The 17,168-nt window shown below is 37.0% G+C and carries 14 protein-coding genes and 2 tRNA genes; 8 read left to right on the top strand and 8 right to left on the bottom strand.

The annotated features are described in order from the left end of the window. Position 1 precedes the first annotated feature (1 nt). The 6 genes from HME9304_RS10640 (at position 2) to HME9304_RS10665 (ending at position 5,136) form a co-directional block, all read left to right on the top strand. The gene (locus tag HME9304_RS10640; RefSeq protein WP_112378579.1) at positions 2-1,300 is read left to right on the top strand and encodes a YcaO-like family protein; all 1,299 of its coding nucleotides are present in this window, start codon (positions 2-4) and stop codon (positions 1,298-1,300) included. A 12-nt stretch (positions 1,301-1,312) separates the two neighbouring features. Continuing rightward, positions 1,313-2,191 carry a SagB/ThcOx family dehydrogenase gene (locus HME9304_RS10645; protein WP_112378580.1) on the top strand — a complete coding sequence of 293 codons (879 nt, stop codon included), beginning with the start codon at positions 1,313-1,315 and terminating at the stop codon, positions 2,189-2,191. Positions 2,192-2,258: 67 nt separating this feature from the next. Further along, positions 2,259-3,134 carry an ABC transporter ATP-binding protein gene (locus HME9304_RS10650; protein ID WP_112378581.1) on the top strand — a complete coding sequence of 292 codons (876 nt, stop codon included), beginning with the start codon at positions 2,259-2,261 and terminating at the stop codon, positions 3,132-3,134. Further along, the gene (locus HME9304_RS10655; protein ID WP_112378582.1) at positions 3,131-3,862 is read left to right on the top strand and encodes an ABC transporter permease; all 732 of its coding nucleotides are present in this window, start codon (positions 3,131-3,133) and stop codon (positions 3,860-3,862) included. The genes HME9304_RS10650 and HME9304_RS10655 overlap by 4 nt, the downstream gene beginning before the upstream one ends. After that, positions 3,859-4,335, top strand: a complete 477-nt coding sequence (locus HME9304_RS10660; RefSeq protein WP_112378583.1) for a hypothetical protein — start codon at positions 3,859-3,861, stop codon at positions 4,333-4,335. Before HME9304_RS10655 ends, HME9304_RS10660 begins: the two co-directional genes overlap by 4 nt. Positions 4,336-4,338: 3 nt before the next feature. Continuing rightward, positions 4,339-5,136: a hypothetical protein gene (locus tag HME9304_RS10665; protein ID WP_112378584.1), complete on the top strand. Its 798-nt coding sequence runs from the start codon at positions 4,339-4,341 to the stop codon at positions 5,134-5,136. 34 nt (positions 5,137-5,170) lie between these two features. On the opposite strand, the gene HME9304_RS10670 is transcribed toward HME9304_RS10665, so the two are convergent. The 7 genes from HME9304_RS10670 to mutS form a co-directional block, all read right to left on the bottom strand. After that, positions 5,171-5,878, bottom strand: a complete 708-nt coding sequence (locus HME9304_RS10670) for a LytR/AlgR family response regulator transcription factor (RefSeq protein WP_112378585.1) — start codon at positions 5,876-5,878, stop codon at positions 5,171-5,173. Continuing rightward, complete coding sequence (locus HME9304_RS10675; protein ID WP_123877451.1) at positions 5,871-6,884, bottom strand: sensor histidine kinase; 1,014 nt, start codon at positions 6,882-6,884, stop codon at positions 5,871-5,873. Before HME9304_RS10675 ends, HME9304_RS10670 begins: the two co-directional genes overlap by 8 nt. Positions 6,885-6,895: 11 nt before the next feature. After that, on the bottom strand, positions 6,896-8,989 hold the full coding sequence (locus HME9304_RS10680; protein WP_112378587.1) for a TonB-dependent receptor: 2,094 nt from the start codon (positions 8,987-8,989) through the stop codon (positions 6,896-6,898). Between the two features lie 7 nt (positions 8,990-8,996). Next, entirely contained in the window at positions 8,997-9,731 is a 735-nt protein-coding gene (locus HME9304_RS10685) for a hypothetical protein (protein ID WP_123877453.1), read from the bottom strand. 584 nt (positions 9,732-10,315) lie between these two features. Continuing rightward, a tRNA-Leu gene (locus HME9304_RS10695) sits at positions 10,316-10,400 on the bottom strand. Positions 10,401-10,463: 63 nt separating this feature from the next. Then, positions 10,464-10,536 (bottom strand) — tRNA-Gly (locus tag HME9304_RS10700). 272 nt (positions 10,537-10,808) lie between these two features. After that, positions 10,809-13,391: a DNA mismatch repair protein MutS gene (gene mutS, locus HME9304_RS10705; protein ID WP_112379795.1), complete on the bottom strand. Its 2,583-nt coding sequence runs from the start codon at positions 13,389-13,391 to the stop codon at positions 10,809-10,811. Positions 13,392-13,538: 147 nt separating this feature from the next. Here mutS and HME9304_RS10710 point away from each other — a divergent pair, with 147 nt between their 5' ends. Beyond that, entirely contained in the window at positions 13,539-14,075 is a 537-nt protein-coding gene (locus tag HME9304_RS10710; RefSeq protein WP_112378590.1) for an RNA methyltransferase, read from the top strand. A 115-nt stretch (positions 14,076-14,190) separates the two neighbouring features. Here HME9304_RS10710 and folK read toward each other — a convergent pair whose 3' ends face one another. After that, complete coding sequence (gene folK, locus HME9304_RS10715; RefSeq protein ID WP_112378591.1) at positions 14,191-15,336, bottom strand: 2-amino-4-hydroxy-6-hydroxymethyldihydropteridine diphosphokinase; 1,146 nt, start codon at positions 15,334-15,336, stop codon at positions 14,191-14,193. Positions 15,337-15,406: 70 nt separating this feature from the next. Here folK and sppA point away from each other — a divergent pair, with 70 nt between their 5' ends. Beyond that, positions 15,407-17,167, top strand: coding sequence for a signal peptide peptidase SppA (sppA, locus tag HME9304_RS10720; RefSeq protein WP_112378592.1), 1,761 nt, complete (start codon positions 15,407-15,409; stop codon positions 17,165-17,167). Position 17,168: the final 1 nt, after the last annotated feature.

The following is a 17,168-nucleotide window of genomic DNA, read 5'->3' on the forward strand; positions in this document are numbered from 1 at the left end:
TATGAGAGCTAGCCACGTTTTGAACAAAAGTGCTTGTCTAATCTCCGATGAAACGGGAATCTTAAAAAGGGTTTCCAAGTTGCCGATACAAAATGGAGACCCTAAGTTGATTGCTTTTGGGGTAATTCCTTCTGACACTACGGCATTAGGGGCAACCAAATTCTCTGGTAGGGGTAGTGGATGTGCCTATTCTTGGGAAGGAGCGATGTTAACTACTCTTGGAGAAATATCGGAAAGATATGCCCCTGTCTTTTACAAGAAGGAGAATTTAGTGAAATCTACGTTTTTAGATCTACCCTCCGATAAAAAAATTGATTTAGCCGAATACGCTCTTTATCATGAAGAACAGTACAAATTATATGAAGAGGGAAATGTGAAAATTAAAAGGTTTACTGAAAACCTGGAACTACATTGGGATGTTTGTACTGATTTGGTCGATGGGCAAAAAGCTCATATTCCCGCAAATTTCATATATATGCCTTTTTTTGAAGATTCCTTTTATCTAATGCTGAATACTTCAACAGGATTGGCCGCTCACTCCAATTTTTATAAGGCTGTCTTGGGCGGTCTTTATGAATGTATAGAGAGGGATTCTTTTGTATTGACCTGGATGCATCAGTTAGATGTTCCCAAAATAAGAATTACGAAGGAGATACAGGATTACATTGACCAATATTATCCTTCCAACTATAATTTTCATCTGCTGGACATAACACTGGATCTAGAAAAACCCAGTGTTTTTGGCTTTTGCATCGGAGAAAGTGATTATGGGAGGTTTATCACAGTTGGCTCATCTACAAGGGGAACTTATGCAGAGGCAGTTAAAAAGGTGATTATGGAGTGTGGGCAAGCCGTTTCCTATCTCAGACATACCATCAATATGAATCCTGATTGGAAAAAGGAGCGAAATCAACTTAATAATTTTGAAGATCACTCATTGTATTACACTGTTTATCAAGAAGAACAAAAAGTATTCAATAATTGGATCGAAAAAAATCCAACGAAGCAAATAAATTTCAGGGAAGAAAGAAAGAATACCGATAAAGAGGAAATTCAGAGCATATTAAGATTAATGCGATCTAAAGGTTATAATGTAATGATCAAAGATGTTACCACTGTCGATGTCAACCAAGCAGGTTTCTATTCTGTCAAAGTATATGTTCCACAGCTTGTTCAGATGGCCGGTGGCTATAAATATTATTTCAACGGAGGTAAACGTCTTTATGAAGTGCCCCCGTCCCTAGGTTATCCAAAAAAAGACTACCATAATTTAACGGAATATCCTTTTCCATTCCCTTAATAAAAATAATAAATGGATATTGAAAATGTAAAACAGAAGTATAGAGCTTTGGATATGGAGATGACCGGCACCCATAATTTGGGCGATACCATGGCCATGATGTATCATGAGAATTCAAAAGTGAATAGGGCGGTATCTAGACGACAAATACCTAAAATTTCTCTCTTTAGCAATCCCTATGTTGCTAAAAGGGCAAGTAAACCGTACAAGAACTATTTTAATAAGAATAGCCATTCACTCGACCCTTATAAAGCTGCAGTTCCGCAAGAAGATTTTTTCAGTGTTTTAAAAAAGAGGCATAGCGCCAGAAAGTTCAACGCAGATTATAAAATCTCCTTGATGGAACTTCAAAAAATTCTTCATTGCTCATACGGAATCATAAAAGATTTGCAATCTGATGAAAAAGAACCTGCATGGCCAGACAGATTTGTCCCTTCTGCGGGAGGCCTCTATCCATTGGAGCTTTATGTGGTAATTCTTAACGGAGCAATAGACCAAGGACTTTATCACTATAACTCTTTCAAAAATGTTTTGACATTGGTAAAAGAGGGCGATTTTTTGGAATTTTTACAAAAATATTCTGGTGCAAGTCCATGGGTAGACTTGAAAACGGCTTCCTGTATCATTTTGACGACATCAGTTTTGGAAAGACAATTGATAAAATATGGTGAAAGAGCTTACAGATTTATGTTAATGGAAACCGGTTTTGTTGCGCAGAACATGAGTCTAATCTGTGAAAGTATGCGACTTGGCAGTTGTATGCTCGGTTTTTACCATGATGACCAAATCAATGAGCTGTTGGGCATAAACGGTTTTGGAGAAACTGTTCAAAATATTTTAGTGGTAGGTAAAGAAGAAATGGAGGTCCAAACCCTTGAAAATCATACTTAATTCCATTTTTAAAACTATATTTCTTTATAAAAAAATTATAGGGTTTTGGTTTATTAAAATTTAAAATATGAAAGCAGTAGACATCTCGCACCTATCCTATAGTATTGATGATAAAGAAATTTTAAGAGACATAAATTTTGCTATTGAACCAAAAGAAAAAATTGCATTGCTAGGTAGTAACGGGTCTGGCAAAAGTACATTGATCGATTTGATCACTGAAAACATAAAACCTGTCAAAGGTTCCGTAAGTTTATTTCAGAGCACGTTCTCCAAAATGAAAGATACGATCGGAGTGCTATATGATAATGCTCCTTTTTTCAGAATTCTTAAGGTGGGTGAAATACTTTCGTTCGTACAAGCTGCGTATGGAAAAAAAAATACAGACGAAACTGTTGATAGATTAAAAGATATATTGGGAATATCGGATTTGGAGAACAGTTTTTTTTATAGTCTTTCCAAAGGTGAAAGGAAAAAAGTAGGTATTATCGTTTCAATGATTCACTCACCTAGCTTACTTATAGCAGACGAGCCAACATCCTTTCTAGACCCTCCTACCAGAAGCAAATACTGGAAAATCATAACCGAAAATGAAAACTTGACCGTATTGTTTACTACTCATTTATGGGAAGAGGCCCAAAGATATGCGGATAAGATCATTTTTATCAATAAAGGGGTTCAACTCGCTACCGAGAATACAGTTTGTTCCTTACTATCTGATAAATACCTTCCTGGCAAGACCAAAATAGTTGTGGAGGGGGAGTGGGCCATTGAAAAAAAGATTCCTCAGGCCACAGTTCTGACTTATAACAATCAGCATCATATTTTTAGTTTGGACATTGACAGTGTTTTGGCGCGGGTTCAACATTCTATCCGTAATTATTCTCTTTTGCAAAAAAGCTTGGAAGATATTTATCAATATTTAATTCTTAATCCAATTCGATGAAATCTCTGTTGTTATCCATAAAATATAGTTTAAAAATTTACATGAGAATCAAGGTAGCGTTATTTTTCTCAATTGTTTTCCCTGTTTTGTTGCTTGTTATTTTTGGTAGTATTTGGGGCATAACAGAACCAGATTATCTTTTTTTCCTAGTCTCGGGAATTACGGGAATGAATCTTTTGAGCCAAGGGCTGTACTCGACCGGTACTGTAATTAAACAGTACTATCAGCAAAATACGATCAGGTTTTTAAAATCGATTCCGTTAAATATTTTCAGTTACTTTTTGGGATTGGTGTTTTGTAGGGCAATCGTTGTCATCGCAAGTATTATAATACTCACTTTGGTTTCATATTTTGTTTTTGGATATCTACTGACCGCTAGCGAGTTTTTATCACTGTTGATTGGATCGATCATAGGTCTGGTCATGTTCTCTTTTATGGGGCTTTTAATAAGTTTCTTTGGAAGTTTTAAACCGGATAAGGACTCGAGTAAGGAAATAGGGAATTTAGTTTATTTCCTCATGATTTTTTTGTGCGATACTTTTTTTCCGATAAGCGAAATAAATTCTGTTATGGGAACTATCAGCAGATTTTTTCCTTTGACATATCTTCTTAACTTTTTCAGGAATGATAATGTTTTATTATCACTTTTGGTTATGGCACTTTTCACCGGAGCGTTTGCCGGATTGTTTTTTATGATGTTTAGAAAACGACAAGTTCAGAGAATATGATGCATTTGAATCCTTTACATCTTCTGATCGGGTTGGTAATTTTGGCACTTACGCATGAACTCGGTCATGTAATCAGTGCCAAATTTTTAAAATTAAGGATTTTCAGTGTGGGAATCGCTAAGTCTCCTTACCCTCACCCTTTTGTCAAAGTTGAGCATTCCAATGTCCTTTGGAAACGACATTTGTTTTTCTATTCGGGAGCAGGAATGACACTAGTTCTTTTTTTGACCTCATACTTTGTAGGTATTCTTGATTACAGAATGATCTACTTTGCTTTTGCTGTAGAATTTATCATAGAATTTAATCCATTTTACTCTGATTTTATCTTGGTCAATGCAAAAACACAACGCGATTATTATGTTTTTAATACCAGTTTTGACGGCGGTAAAAAATATCTTCTTTTATTTTGGATAATTTTAATAGTTGTACTCCTTCATCCTAAAGGGTTGCAAATGTGGCTAAACTTAGTCTAGAACATGAAAAAAATTATAGTTGCTATATTAATGATTTGTTTTGGCGTGATTGCTTACAAGACAATTTACATTAAGGAAGAAGGCGAACTGTTTGACTATAATTTGAAAAAATCTTCCGCTATCTCCAAGGGTTCGCTTTTTACTTCTCCCGAGTCAACGATAGAAGAGTCGCTGAAAGAATCTAAAAAAAATAACAATATTGATAAATTTTTAGACTTGGAAAAACAACTTCAGAACGAATACAATAAAACCTCCTCGTCTTTGGTCCTATATTGGCAAGCTTATCTGGGGTATGCCAAATCTCGATACTACAATGAGCTCGGCTATATGGATAAAGCAAAAGAAGAGATTTTGGGCAGTGTTGAGATTTTGGAAAGAATAACTTTGAAAAACAGTGACGATTATGCACTTCTGGGTATGCTGCAAGGCTTTGCGATTCCGTTCTTGAAAAAGCAAAAAGTAGTCGTCTATAGTATCAAAGCAAGAAAAAATATTGCGGAATCTTTAAAGTTGGATAGCACTAATGTTAGGGGTCACTTTGTCGCAGCAAATAATGATGCCTATACTCCAAAAGAATTTGGAGGAGGTCAAATAATAGAAAAACATCTCAAAAAAGCCATTGAACTTTCTCCGAAGACCAGTAAGAATTCTTTTTCTCCTTCTTGGGGAAAAATCGAAAGTTATTCTCTTTTAATTTTCCACTACAGACAAATAGGGGAAATGGATAAAGCGGACAATCTTCTCAAAAGATTCAATAAGCTGTACCCGGAACAAGAGATAATGGGTTTCGAAATAGATTGAGATATCGATATAATATCTGTCCACAATATCACTTTTAGCCGTTTTCCATATTTCTATTGATAAGCCGGTCTCCTAAAATTAATGATTTAACATTGTCCTTGGTAGTCTTGCTACAGGAAATCTTATGAGGACCAATATGTAAAAGACTTCCCTCTATTTTATCCACTTTGGTCAAATTCACCAAATAGGAGCGATGTACCCTATAAAATTGATTTGGAGGGACATAGTTCTCCAGCTGTTTTAAAGAAAAAAGAGACATATATTTTTTTTCCAATGTGTGGATGATTACATAGTCTTTCGCTGTTTCTGCAAAGAGAATATCCTTGGTAAGTATTTTTGCAATAATACCATCGCACTTTATAAAAATAGCTTCTTCGCTCCTTTGGTTTCCGCCAAGGGAAAAAACTTTGTTGATCGATTTAAGAAATCGAGAATAGTCAATAGGTTTTAGAAGATAATCCACGGCATCTAGCTGAAAACCTTCAAAAGCATATTTTCTAAAGGCCGTGGTAAAAATTACCCTAGGGGCATTCTTAAGAGACTTCAGTAATTCTATGCCATTCATTTCAGGCATTTGTATGTCCAGTAATAATAAGTCCACTTGATTTTTTTGTAGAAAAGCACGGGCCTGTTTGGCAGAATTAAATGAGCAAATAAACTCCAGAAAGGGTGTTTTCCTAATATATCTCTCTAATCCCTCCGTTGCCAAAGGTTCATCATCTATAACAATACAACTAATCATCTAAAGTTATTTTGAGTGTTATTTTAAATTTTTTTTCTATATCATCAATATATAGTTCATATTTTTTAGGATAAATTAATTCAAGTCGCCGCTTTACGTTTGCCAATCCAATACCGGAAGCTTTTTGTACGGGTTTAAAAACTTTACTGTTTTCTACATTTAAAATTAATCTATTTTCAGTGGTCAGATTGATGAAAATTGTGATGTAATATGGGGAACCGCTTGGGCTATGTTTAAATGCATTTTCAATAATTGGGAGTAAAATCATTGGTGAAATATTCAACTTCCCAGAATAATCAATACAATCCACATTGATGGTGGCCAGACTGCCATGTCGAATCGACTCTATATTGATATAGTTTTTGACATTTTCGAGTTCCTTTTTCAGCGCGATCGAATCTTCGGTAGATTCATACAATTGATGGCTTAGAATGTCCGAAAAGCGAAGAAGCATTTCTTTTCCCTTTCCCGGATGTTTGTCCAGCATCATATAAATACTATTTAAACTGTTGAACAAAAAATGGGGATTCATTTGTTCCTTCAATAGTTTGAGTTCTACCTCTAACTGTCTTTTTTTTGCTTCTTCTAAAACTTTTTCCTTAGTGTAGCGATCTCTGAGCAAGAAAATAGACATTGACAAACCCATTAGTACAAGTATCTCAGTGAGTTGTGCAAGCTTGCCTTCTGAGGACATAAAAAAATTCCCGATGCCTACATTATGGATAATGTTAGTGAAATAGAACTGATGATTCCATGAGGATATATAGGTTGCAGCAACAATTGAAGCACATAAAAATAGTACATAAACAAGATATCTCTTTTTAAATAAAAACTTGGGAAGTAAAAAGTACAAGTTGAAATATACAATTGCCAGAAGTGGAAGGACCGTAAAAATATTCAATAGCATCACGGAAAAGTAGTCCTTGAAATAAACAAAGTCTTGAGCGCTCCAAAGAATAAGATAAGCGAGCCAAAAAGAAATATGGTAGATAGGCTCCTTTTTCATAATTAGTTTTTTCAATTGTAATTAATAATCATTCCTACGAAGAAAGACCAATTGCTTGAAGGATCTACAGCAGTCCTTGAAGAACCATCATCAGAATACCGATAACTAAACACCTGCTTAAAGTTTAAGGGATTTCTCAAAGAGGCGTAAAAAATTGTTAGATCTCCAAATAAGGTCGTTAGAAGGCTTCCATTGAAATTAATATTGTGAAAGTCTGGTGTTCTATCTCCTAAAAATACAGAATTGTTAGGATTTAGGTACGGCCGTCCAGAACTATAGGTATACGAAGTGCCCAGTTTTATAGTATTCCCAATTTTATAATTCGCTATCAAATTGCCTGTATGTTCAGCAACAAAGGTTGGCGTGGCCTCAACAGGGTAATCTTCAAAAAATCTTTTTGAATCTAAATAAGAGTAAGATATCCAATAGGTTAAATTGGTTATGGACTTTTCATCTTTCCAAAAAAAATCTATACCTCTTGCATATCCAAATCCCGTATTTTCAAAAACTTCTCCGGTCCTTTCCCTGATCAATGATGAATAGTCTTTAATGTACCCTTCAATTCTCAGGGCTTGGTCTTTAGATTTAAATTGATAGTTCAAAATCAAATGTTGGGAATTTTCATAATCAAGGTTTTCTATCTGTTCCCTTAGCACTTCTGGTCCAGGAGTTTGATAAAAATTTCCATAAGCAAGCGAAAATGAGGAAGATTTTCCCACTTTAGCAGAAATAGAGGCCCTTGGAGCTAGGTTCCATGCATCCAATATCGAATTATATTCTCCTCTAAGACCCAATCTACTGGAAATTACCCTATTTTTTTTAAAATCAGATTCTACATAAATGGCCGAAAGAGCATTTTTTACTGTTGTTGACTCCTCATTAAAGGAAAAAGTACCTTCAGAAACATTGAACTCGCCTCCTGCCTTCAAAACAAAACTAGAACTAATGTCTTTTTTAAGAGTTATTCTGCTTTGGGCAAGAAATTCTTTTGAGCCAAAAATATCGTTCTCCAAAGTAGTTTCCTCATCATCATAACTAATTGCGCCTACAAACAGAGCCTTCCAGTTATTTCCGATAAATCCGTCGAACGAATTGTTGAAAAAAAGGTTTTGGTTGCTGTTCTGGAGCTGTGACCCCCCTGTTTCATCAGTTGCGTTTGGTAGTTCAAGTCCTATCCTTCCATTTTGATACTGGATGTAAGTTTTGAATATACCGTCATTCTTATTCTGATGTTTCAAAAAAAAGCTTCCTTCTACATTATTTGGAAAAGTGACCCATTCTCTATTCTGAGGTACAATATCGAATAAGGCCGCCAGATTTGTGTAACCTATTTTACCTGAAAATGATGTTCTTTCGGACAATTTCCGAGTAATTGAACCCCCTAGACCTGCGATGTTAAGATCAAATGAGAATATATCGTTTTTTGGTAAATCCTGTGTGTTTAGCAAAATCACTGAGGATAAGGCTTGGCCATACTCCGCGGAATAGCCCCCAGTATTAAAGATTGTTCCCTGAAATAAAAAAGGGTCAAAACGCCCTCTGGCTGGAATTTCCGGAACACTATTGAAGAAAGGGTTGGTTACAAATGCGCCATCAATAAAAGTTCTGGTCTCGGTCGCCTCGCCGCCCCTTACAAATATTCCCGTTTGATCGCCAACGTTGCTTACACCTGGTAAAGTTTGTAGTGCAGAAAAAACATCGGCTCCAGCGGCTGCATTGCTAACGATATCGATCGGCTTGAATATAGTTCCTGCCTTTTTTTCACTTGCCTCAAAGGTTCCTGCAGAAATGACAATTTCATCCAACTGGTTTTCTTCTTCTTCCAAAAAAATTTCAAGAACAATTCCTTCATCCTGCAGTAAAAGTTTTTTTTCAACAGTTTTGTAGCCTAAACTACTGATTACCAAAATAACCTCTCCCTTTGCCTCTGTCGTAAAACTAAAAAACCCATTTTTATCTGAGGAGCTACCATCCAAAGTCGATTCAATATAAATATTAGCAAATTCGATGGGTCTTTTTCCATATTTGATGCTACCCTCAATTGAAATTGACTGGCATAGAACGGTGAAAGGCATAACAGTCAAGAGAAATAAAATACACCTCATTACTCAATTAGTTGAACTTTTCTTTTTGGATCAGTAAGAGTTCATTTTGGGGAAATTCTTTCAATCCTAAACTATTGTGAAATTTAGCATCTCTAATTCGCTCTATTCGATTGTAGAATGCAGATAAGAGATAGTATACCTCTTCCTTTCCCCATGTCGGCCCCTGCTCGTTCGATTTTTCTTCCTCTTTATAATAGGACAAAGCCTTTTTCAAATATTCCTCCACTCGTTCGCCGCCGCCATACTGTGCTGGTTTGTAAAAATCACTTTTTCCCAAACCCAAATATGCCCTTGGATTGTTTTTGGAGAGCTCTAAAGATTTTTGAAACTGTTTATTGGCATCTTGGGACAGCCCAAAAGCTTTATCGCTCGAAACACTTATCAAAGTACTGCTAAGGGTTCCGCCCAATGCATAACTTTCGCTATTGGGCCGCTCTATCTGCTCTAAAATCTCAATGGCATTATGAAAGCTTTCTTTAGCCTTGTCCTTGTCTTTCGATAAATAGGACAAGCCCAATTTGTAATGGATATAGGCCTGCCAGTAATCTTTTTCCGAACTATACGCGGTTCTTAGCTCAGGAGGTAACTCGATTAACAATTCTTTGAGTTTTGTTATTCTTTCGGACTTGTTTTCTGACCAGATATCTTCAATTTTCTTTTCAACGATAGCAGTTTCAAATTGTGCACTGATACTCAATGAAAATGAAAGCAGCAACAGACTTAAAATCATCTTTGATCTCATGACGTAAATTTTATGGTTATAAGCTGAAATAACGAACACCTTTATGAGCAGAAGAACCGAAAATATTGAACCGAAAAATTAAATACGGTAACACCCATTGGTTTTATAGTAAAACGTTTTCCTATATAAACTTAGTTAAAACCTTTAAAATCAACATATAATGTATTCGGATAAGGATATTCAATAGGTGTTTGGCACATTTGAATCGATGGGCATTCCTTGTTGTCCGATAGGTTAATCACCCCCTAATCTCTTTACCGGCTATTGTAGCCTTTCTAAAAGGTAAGATAACAATAAGAGCTAAAGTTCTTTTAGTATTAGGTTTTAATCCAAACTTCTTTACCCACTATTGGAAAAATCAAAAAAAGCAAGCATACTTATTCGCTTACGAGTACGGGTTTTTGAAAAAGAATGAAAGTGGAAAAGAGAAATATGTTCTGGCTACATGGCAGGATTATATGAACGAGAATCTAAATAGCATCAATTAATGCTAAGCAAAATGTTAAAGTTTGAAAATGAATTGTTGTGCCTATGTTGTGCTGAATAAAAAAAGCCAAGGCTATAAAACCTTGGCTTTCCCTTTGTACTCGAGGCGGGACTTGAACCCGCACGGCCATAATGGCCATTGGATTTTAAGTCCAACGTGTCTACCAATTCCACCACTCGAGCATAGCATTAAACTAAAAAACTCCACTAGGCTTCGGCTACGCTCAGCAGCCCGTAGTGGAGTAGAGCGAAAAACGGGATTCGAACCCGCGACCTCCACCTTGGCAAGGTGATGCTCTACCAACTGAGCTATTTTCGCATTTTAAAGAACATCAACAAACATCAGTTTTTGCCGATGCGGATGCAAATTTAATATTTTTCTATAAACCTGAAAGCATTTTTTGAATTGAAAATTCCTTCTTAATTGGTGAGAAGTGAGTCAGGACTTTTAGAGCCAGGAACCAAAACCCAAAATTGAGGTCTCTGTTCTTTTCACTTTTAGCAAGGCGGTCCTGTTTCTAATAATTAAAGCCGTTCATTTGGATGCTGGTTTTTATAGTACGGACAACAAAACTTTGGAGCTACAACTGACTAGGAACTTGCTTTTTTCTTTTTACTCAACAAGCGTTTGATTTCGTTGAGCTTCATTAAAGCCTCGACAGGGGTGAGCGTATCAATGTCCAAATGTAAAATTTCTTCTTTAATTTCTTCCAGAAGCGGATCGTCCAAATTGAAAAAGCTCAATTGCATCTCATTTTGTGACACTTGCAGTTTATCGGTCATTTCCTCGCTGGAATGCGACTTTTCAAGTTTTTTAAGGATTTTATTGGCCTTCTGAATCACTTGCTGCGGCATTCCCGCCATTTTGGCCACATGGATGCCAAAACTGTGCTCACTGCCCCCTGGAACAAGTTTTCTTAGAAACAGAACATTATTTTTAAGTTCCTTTACCGACACATTATAATTTCTGATTCTACCAAACGTATTCATCATCTCGTTGAGTTCGTGGTAGTGCGTTGCGAAGAGCGTTTTTGCCCTGGCGGGGTGTTCATGCAAATATTCAGATATGGCCCATGCAATGGAAATACCATCATAAGTACTGGTTCCCCTTCCTATTTCATCCAAAAGAACTAAGCTTCTTTCTGAAAGGTTGTTAAGAATGGAGGCGGTTTCGTTCATTTCGACCATGAAAGTAGATTCCCCCATTGAAATATTGTCACTGGCGCCCACACGGGTAAAAATCTTGTCCACAACCCCAATTTTAGCCGAAGATGCGGGAACAAAACTTCCCATTTGTGCTAAAAGCACAGTGAGGGCGGTTTGGCGCAATATGGCAGATTTACCACTCATGTTTGGACCAGTAATCATGATGATCTGTTGCTCTTCCCTGTTGAGGAGAACATCATTGGGAACATAACTTTTACCGAGTGGTAGTTGCTTCTCAATGACCGGATGCCTTCCACCCTTAATATCAAGATCTGTGGATTCATCGATTGCGGGCATAACATAATCATTCTCCTTGGCCAATTGTGCAAATCCACAAAGGCAATCCAATTGTGCGATCAATTGTGCATTTTTTTGAACTGGGGCAATGTACTCCTGCATCCATACCAAAAGTTGTTCGAACAATTGCTGCTCCAAACTATAAATACGTTCTTCGGCACCAAGTATTTTGGTTTCGTATTCTTTAAGTTCTTCGGTAATATAACGTTCTGCATTGACAAGGGTCTGTTTTCGGATCCAAGACTCTGGCACTTTATCTTTATGGGTATTACGCACTTCAATATAATAACCAAACACATTGTTGGATGCTATTTTAAGTGACGAAATTCCCGTTTCCTTGGTTTCGCGCACCAACATTTTATCCAGATAATCCTTGCTGGAGAAAGCTAGGTCTCTCAGTTCGTCCAATGCTACAGAATAGCCTTGGGCAATAGTACTTCCTTTGGCAATGTTTACGGGGGCCTCTTCGTTTAAGACCGTTTTTATTTTGGTTCTGAGCGTTTCACATGCATTCAATTGCTCACCAATATGTTGTAGTGAATCATTCGTGCTTTCCAGAGCCAATTGTTTTATGGGAATAATGGCCTCAAGCGAATTTTTTAGCAGCACAACTTCTTTTGGGTTAATTTTTCCTGTAGCCAATTTAGAGATTAGACGTTCTAGGTCACATACTTGTTTGATCCAATGCTGCGCTTTGTTCAGGGATGCTTCTTTTTCCTTTAGATGGGAAACCACTTGATGGCGTTGTTGTATAGTATGGATATTCTTTAGGGGCAGTGCCAACCATCGTTTTAAAAGTCTGCCTCCCATAGCGGATATGGTCTTATCGATAACATCCAAAAGTGTGACGGCATTGATGTTGTTGGATTGATACAGCTCAAGGTTGCGAATGGTAAAACGGTCCATCCATACATATTCCTCTTCAGCTATTCTTTGAATTTTGTTGATGTGCTGTAATTGCCTATGCTGTGTCTCCGATAAATAATGAAGCACGGCTCCTGAAGCAATAATACCACAGTTTAAATGTTGAATGCCAAAACCCTGAAGGCTTTTTGTCTTAAAATGATTTTTAAGACTTTCATTGGCATAATCTTCTTGAAAAATCCAATCTTCCAAGAAAAAAGTATGGAATTGGCTGCCAAAAATCTCCAAAAACTCTTTTCTATGGTTTTTTGAGAGCAATATTTCGTTCGGTGCAAAGTTCTGGAGTAATTTATCCACCTGCTCGGCAGACCCTTCCGATGTTAAAAATTCCCCCGTGGAGATATCCAAAAAAGAAATCCCAAACTTATTTCTTCCAAAATGCAAAGCACATAAAAAATTATTGTTTTTGGCAGATAGAATATCATCGTTTAGCGCAACCCCAGGCGTTACCAATTCGGTAACTCCCCTTTTTACAATCGTTTTGGTCTGTTTTGGGTCTTCCAATTGATCACAAATGGCCACCCGCTGACCCGCTTTAACCAATTTTGGCAAATAGGTGTTCAAAGAATGATGCGGAAAGCCCGCCAGTTCTGTTTTATCACCGCCATTGTTTCTATGGGTAAGGATTATTCCCAGAATTTTGGATGCTTTTATGGCATCTTCCCCAAATGTTTCGTAAAAATCCCCAACTCTAAAAAGCAGTAAGGCATCAGGATGTTTGGTCTTGATAGCATTGTACTGCTGCATTAATGGAGTTACTTTCTTTGTTTTGGATGAAGCTGCCAAAGCGATATTTCTTTATATTTTTGCCGATCGGATAAAAACGAAAATACCGTTTTAATGATACTCCAAAAATTTTTGTTGATATTTTAGGGGTGATAGTTGAAAAATATAATGCGTAAACTGGAAAACAAAGAGTTGGAACGATTGGATATAGCTGGTTTTAAGAAAGCTAAAAAAACTCCGATCATATTAATTTTGGATAACATACGCAGTCTCAACAACATTGGTTCGGTCTTTAGAACTGCTGATGCCTTTTTGGTGGAGAAAATTTATTTGTGCGGAATTACCGCTATCCCACCACATAAAGATATTAGAAAAACTGCGTTGGGAGCTACCGAAAGCGTGGATTGGGAATACCGAAAAAATACTTTGGAACTTGTCGAGGAACTCAAAGCTACCGGGGTAATGACCTGTGCTATAGAGCAAGCAGAGCACGCTACTATGTTGAATGATTTTAAAATTAATCAAGAACTACCAATAGCGCTTATTTTTGGCAATGAAGTAAAAGGGGTTTCGCAAGAAGTGGTTTCGGTAAGCGATGTGGTATTGGAAATTCCGCAATTTGGCACAAAGCATTCCTTGAACATATCGGTAAGTGCGGGTATTGCAATTTGGGATATTTGGGCGAAATTCAGTGGCCAAAAATAAAAAAAGCCCTGAAAAATCAGGGCTAAACATATAGTTTGAGTTAGTTAGTTCCTCATAAAGAGAGGGCTAATAAAATAAAACCATTCGTTATATGCAAACATTTTCCTAAAATTTCTTAAAATAATGATAAAAGAATTTGCTGATCCAATTGTTCCAAAATGGTTTCGTAGTCCGATGAATCATTTACAAAATCCATATCACTTAAATCCAGTATCATGCTGTTTTGGTCGGGATGACTTTTTATGAAATCGAGATATCCTCTGTTTATTTTTTCCAAGTATGAGCCATTTATGTTCTGTTCGTATCCCCTTCCTCTTTTTTTAATATTTTCCAAGAGACGGTCTGTATTTTGATAGAGGTACAAATAAATGTCAGGCTTCTTCACTTCTTTGTACATAAAGTTGAAGACCTTGCGATACAAATTAAATTCTTCTTTTTGAAGTGTGATCTTAGCGAAAATCAAAGATTTAAAAATATCGTAATCACTGACCATAAAACTTTTAAAAAGGTCAAATTGGGAAGTATCATCGGTAAATTGTTGATAACGGTCAGCCAAGAAAGACATCTCTAATGGAAAAGCATAACGGGAACGGTCTTCGTAGAATTTTGGAAGAAATGCATTGTCGGCAAAACGTTCCAAGACCAACTTGGCATTAAAATCCTGAGCAATCATCTTGGAAAGTGTCGTTTTTCCCGCACCAATATTACCTTCTATTGCCATAAACTGTAATTTGGAGAAAAGGTCGCGTCTGTGTTTAAAAAGTCGGTATTTTGATTTTACGATTTTGCTTCGGTCTTTGCATTGTTGTAGCAAATTCCTAATATCCTTGTTAAGAATTGGGTGATAGTATTGGGGAGCAATGTCCGCCAAGGGTTTCAATACAAAGTTCCTGTCGCTCATCTTTGGATGAGGTATCTCCAGTTCGTCGTTTTTAATGATTACCTCGTCATAAAGGATTATATCGATATCAAGTGTTCTAGACCGATATCCATCCAAATCATTTCGCTCACGGCCAAAATTTCGCTCAATATTCAATATTAAATGAAGTAACGCTGTGGGTGCCAGTTCTGTCTCGACCATCAAACAAGCATTCAAAAAATCCTCCCCTTCAAAACCCATGGCAGGATTTTCGTAGACCGAAGAAACACGTACCACTTTTCCAACTTTTTTTCCAATAGCAAATACAGCTTTTTGCAATGTTAGGTAGCGGTTTCCCAAGTTGCTGCCCAAAGAAAGATATGCCTTGTGTTTTTGACCCATAATCAAGAAAACAAAGTTAACAGAACATTGCAACAATGGTTATATTTGGGCAAGAATAAAAATTGTTTAAATGAACTTTTTAAGAAATCTGTTAGCTTCAATTTTAGGATGTTTGGTGGCGTTTGGACTTTTGGTGATCATGTTTTTCATATTTGCTGCTTTAGTGGGCAGTGCAAATGATGGCGTGGTAGTAAAGAAAAATTCAGTTTTAGAATTAAGTTTAACCGATCCCATAAAGGATTATGTGGGCAGGGACGAAACCGACCCATTTGCTGGATTATTAAGTGATGAAGTGGGATTGGATGATATTTTACATGCAATAGAAGTAGCAAGGGGTGATGCTAACATAGCAGGAATCAGCATTGCCAAAAGTTTTTTGCAAACTGGCCTGGCCCAGACTCAAGAAATGCGAAAAGCGTTACTTGACTTTAAATCTGAAGGTAAATTTATTTATGCTCATTTCGATTATTGCAACCAAAAGGATTATTACCTCGCGACTGTTGCGGATAAAATATATTTGAATCCAGTAGGAGCCATGGATTTTAAGGGATTGGCCACAGAAGTGCTTTATTTTAAGGATTTGCAGGAAAAAACAGGAATTAAATTGGAAGTAATTCGACATGGCAAGTACAAAGCTGCCGTTGAGCCATTTCTTTCAAATAACATGAGCGAGGAAAATAGAAACCAAATAAAGGAACTCATAACATCAATATGGGATACCATGATCGCAGATATTTCAGATGCTCGAAACATAACACCGGAAAATTTGAATACAATAGCAGATACGCTCGGCGCAAGAAGCCCTGAATATGCTGTAGCTTCCGGTCTTATTGATGATAATTTATATTTTGACCAATATGAGGCATTGATCAGGGAAAAAATTGGTGTTGACGAGTATGACGATATTAATTATGTAGATTTTGGCGACTATATTCAAGTTGCGAATAAAAAGGGATTGCGTAAGGGAGAAGATAAGATAGCTGTTGTTTATGCACAAGGTGAAATTATGTACGGTGAGGGAAGCAAGGACGTTATTGGGCAAGGACTGCTTACTACAGCATTGAAAAAAGCGGTGGATGACGAGAGCATCAAAGCCATAGTGCTGCGTGTTGATTCCCCAGGGGGAAGCGCCTTGGTGTCAGATATTATTTGGCGCGAGATACAATTGGCAAAAAAAGCAAAACCTGTAGTTGTTTCTTTTGGAAATATTGCAGCTTCCGGTGGATATTATATTGGTGTTGCCGGAGATAAGATTTTTGCTGAACCAACTACTATTACAGGCTCCATTGGTGTTTTTGGCGTTATTCCCAATGCGAATGAATTAGCTGCGGACATAGGTATAAATGCAGAACAAGTGGGCACAAATAAAAATTCAGTAGATTATTCACTCTTTGAACCAATGAGCGATTCATTCAGGAACGTACTCAAGGAAAGTATAGAAGACACGTATGAGACTTTCTTAAAACGCGTGTCCGAAGGCCGGAACATGAGCATGGCCGAAGTGGATTCATTGGCGCAAGGTAGGGTTTGGAGTGGCATTGATGCACAAGAAATAGGTTTGGTCGATGAATTGGGCAGCTTGGATGATGCCATTGAAGCTGCAGCCGAAATGGTTGGGATAGATACTTACGGAATAAGAAAGTATCCAAAGTATAAATCTGATTTTGAACGATTTATGGAAGATTTTGGAGGGGCAAAATCAAAAATTGGAGAAACTTTGATTCAAGAAGAAATCGGTTCGGAAGCCTATAAAATGCTTAAAGAGTTCAAACAGTTTGCAAAGCAGGAGGGGGTGCAGGCCAAAATGCCTTTTAGCTTAAACATCAAATAAA

The organism is Flagellimonas maritima, from assembly GCF_003269425.1.
Lineage (GTDB): Bacteria > Bacteroidota > Bacteroidia > Flavobacteriales > Flavobacteriaceae > Flagellimonas > Flagellimonas maritima.

Coding starts and splice junctions, on each gene's coding strand:
- HME9304_RS10640 (WP_112378579.1), top strand. CDS start 2: ATGAGAGCTAGCCACGTTTTGAACAAAAGTGCTTGTCTAATCTCCGAT.
- HME9304_RS10645 (WP_112378580.1), top strand. CDS start 1,313: ATGGATATTGAAAATGTAAAACAGAAGTATAGAGCTTTGGATATGGAG.
- HME9304_RS10650 (WP_112378581.1), top strand. CDS start 2,259: ATGAAAGCAGTAGACATCTCGCACCTATCCTATAGTATTGATGATAAA.
- HME9304_RS10655 (WP_112378582.1), top strand. CDS start 3,131: ATGAAATCTCTGTTGTTATCCATAAAATATAGTTTAAAAATTTACATG.
- HME9304_RS10660 (WP_112378583.1), top strand. CDS start 3,859: ATGATGCATTTGAATCCTTTACATCTTCTGATCGGGTTGGTAATTTTG.
- HME9304_RS10665 (WP_112378584.1), top strand. CDS start 4,339: ATGAAAAAAATTATAGTTGCTATATTAATGATTTGTTTTGGCGTGATT.
- HME9304_RS10670 (WP_112378585.1), bottom strand. CDS start 5,878: ATGATTAGTTGTATTGTTATAGATGATGAACCTTTGGCAACGGAGGGA.
- HME9304_RS10675 (WP_123877451.1), bottom strand. CDS start 6,884: ATGAAAAAGGAGCCTATCTACCATATTTCTTTTTGGCTCGCTTATCTT.
- HME9304_RS10680 (WP_112378587.1), bottom strand. CDS start 8,989: ATGAGGTGTATTTTATTTCTCTTGACTGTTATGCCTTTCACCGTTCTA.
- HME9304_RS10685 (WP_123877453.1), bottom strand. CDS start 9,731: ATGAGATCAAAGATGATTTTAAGTCTGTTGCTGCTTTCATTTTCATTG.
- mutS (WP_112379795.1), bottom strand. CDS start 13,391: ATGCAGCAGTACAATGCTATCAAGACCAAACATCCTGATGCCTTACTG.
- HME9304_RS10710 (WP_112378590.1), top strand. CDS start 13,539: ATGCGTAAACTGGAAAACAAAGAGTTGGAACGATTGGATATAGCTGGT.
- folK (WP_112378591.1), bottom strand. CDS start 15,336: ATGGGTCAAAAACACAAGGCATATCTTTCTTTGGGCAGCAACTTGGGA.
- sppA (WP_112378592.1), top strand. CDS start 15,407: ATGAACTTTTTAAGAAATCTGTTAGCTTCAATTTTAGGATGTTTGGTG.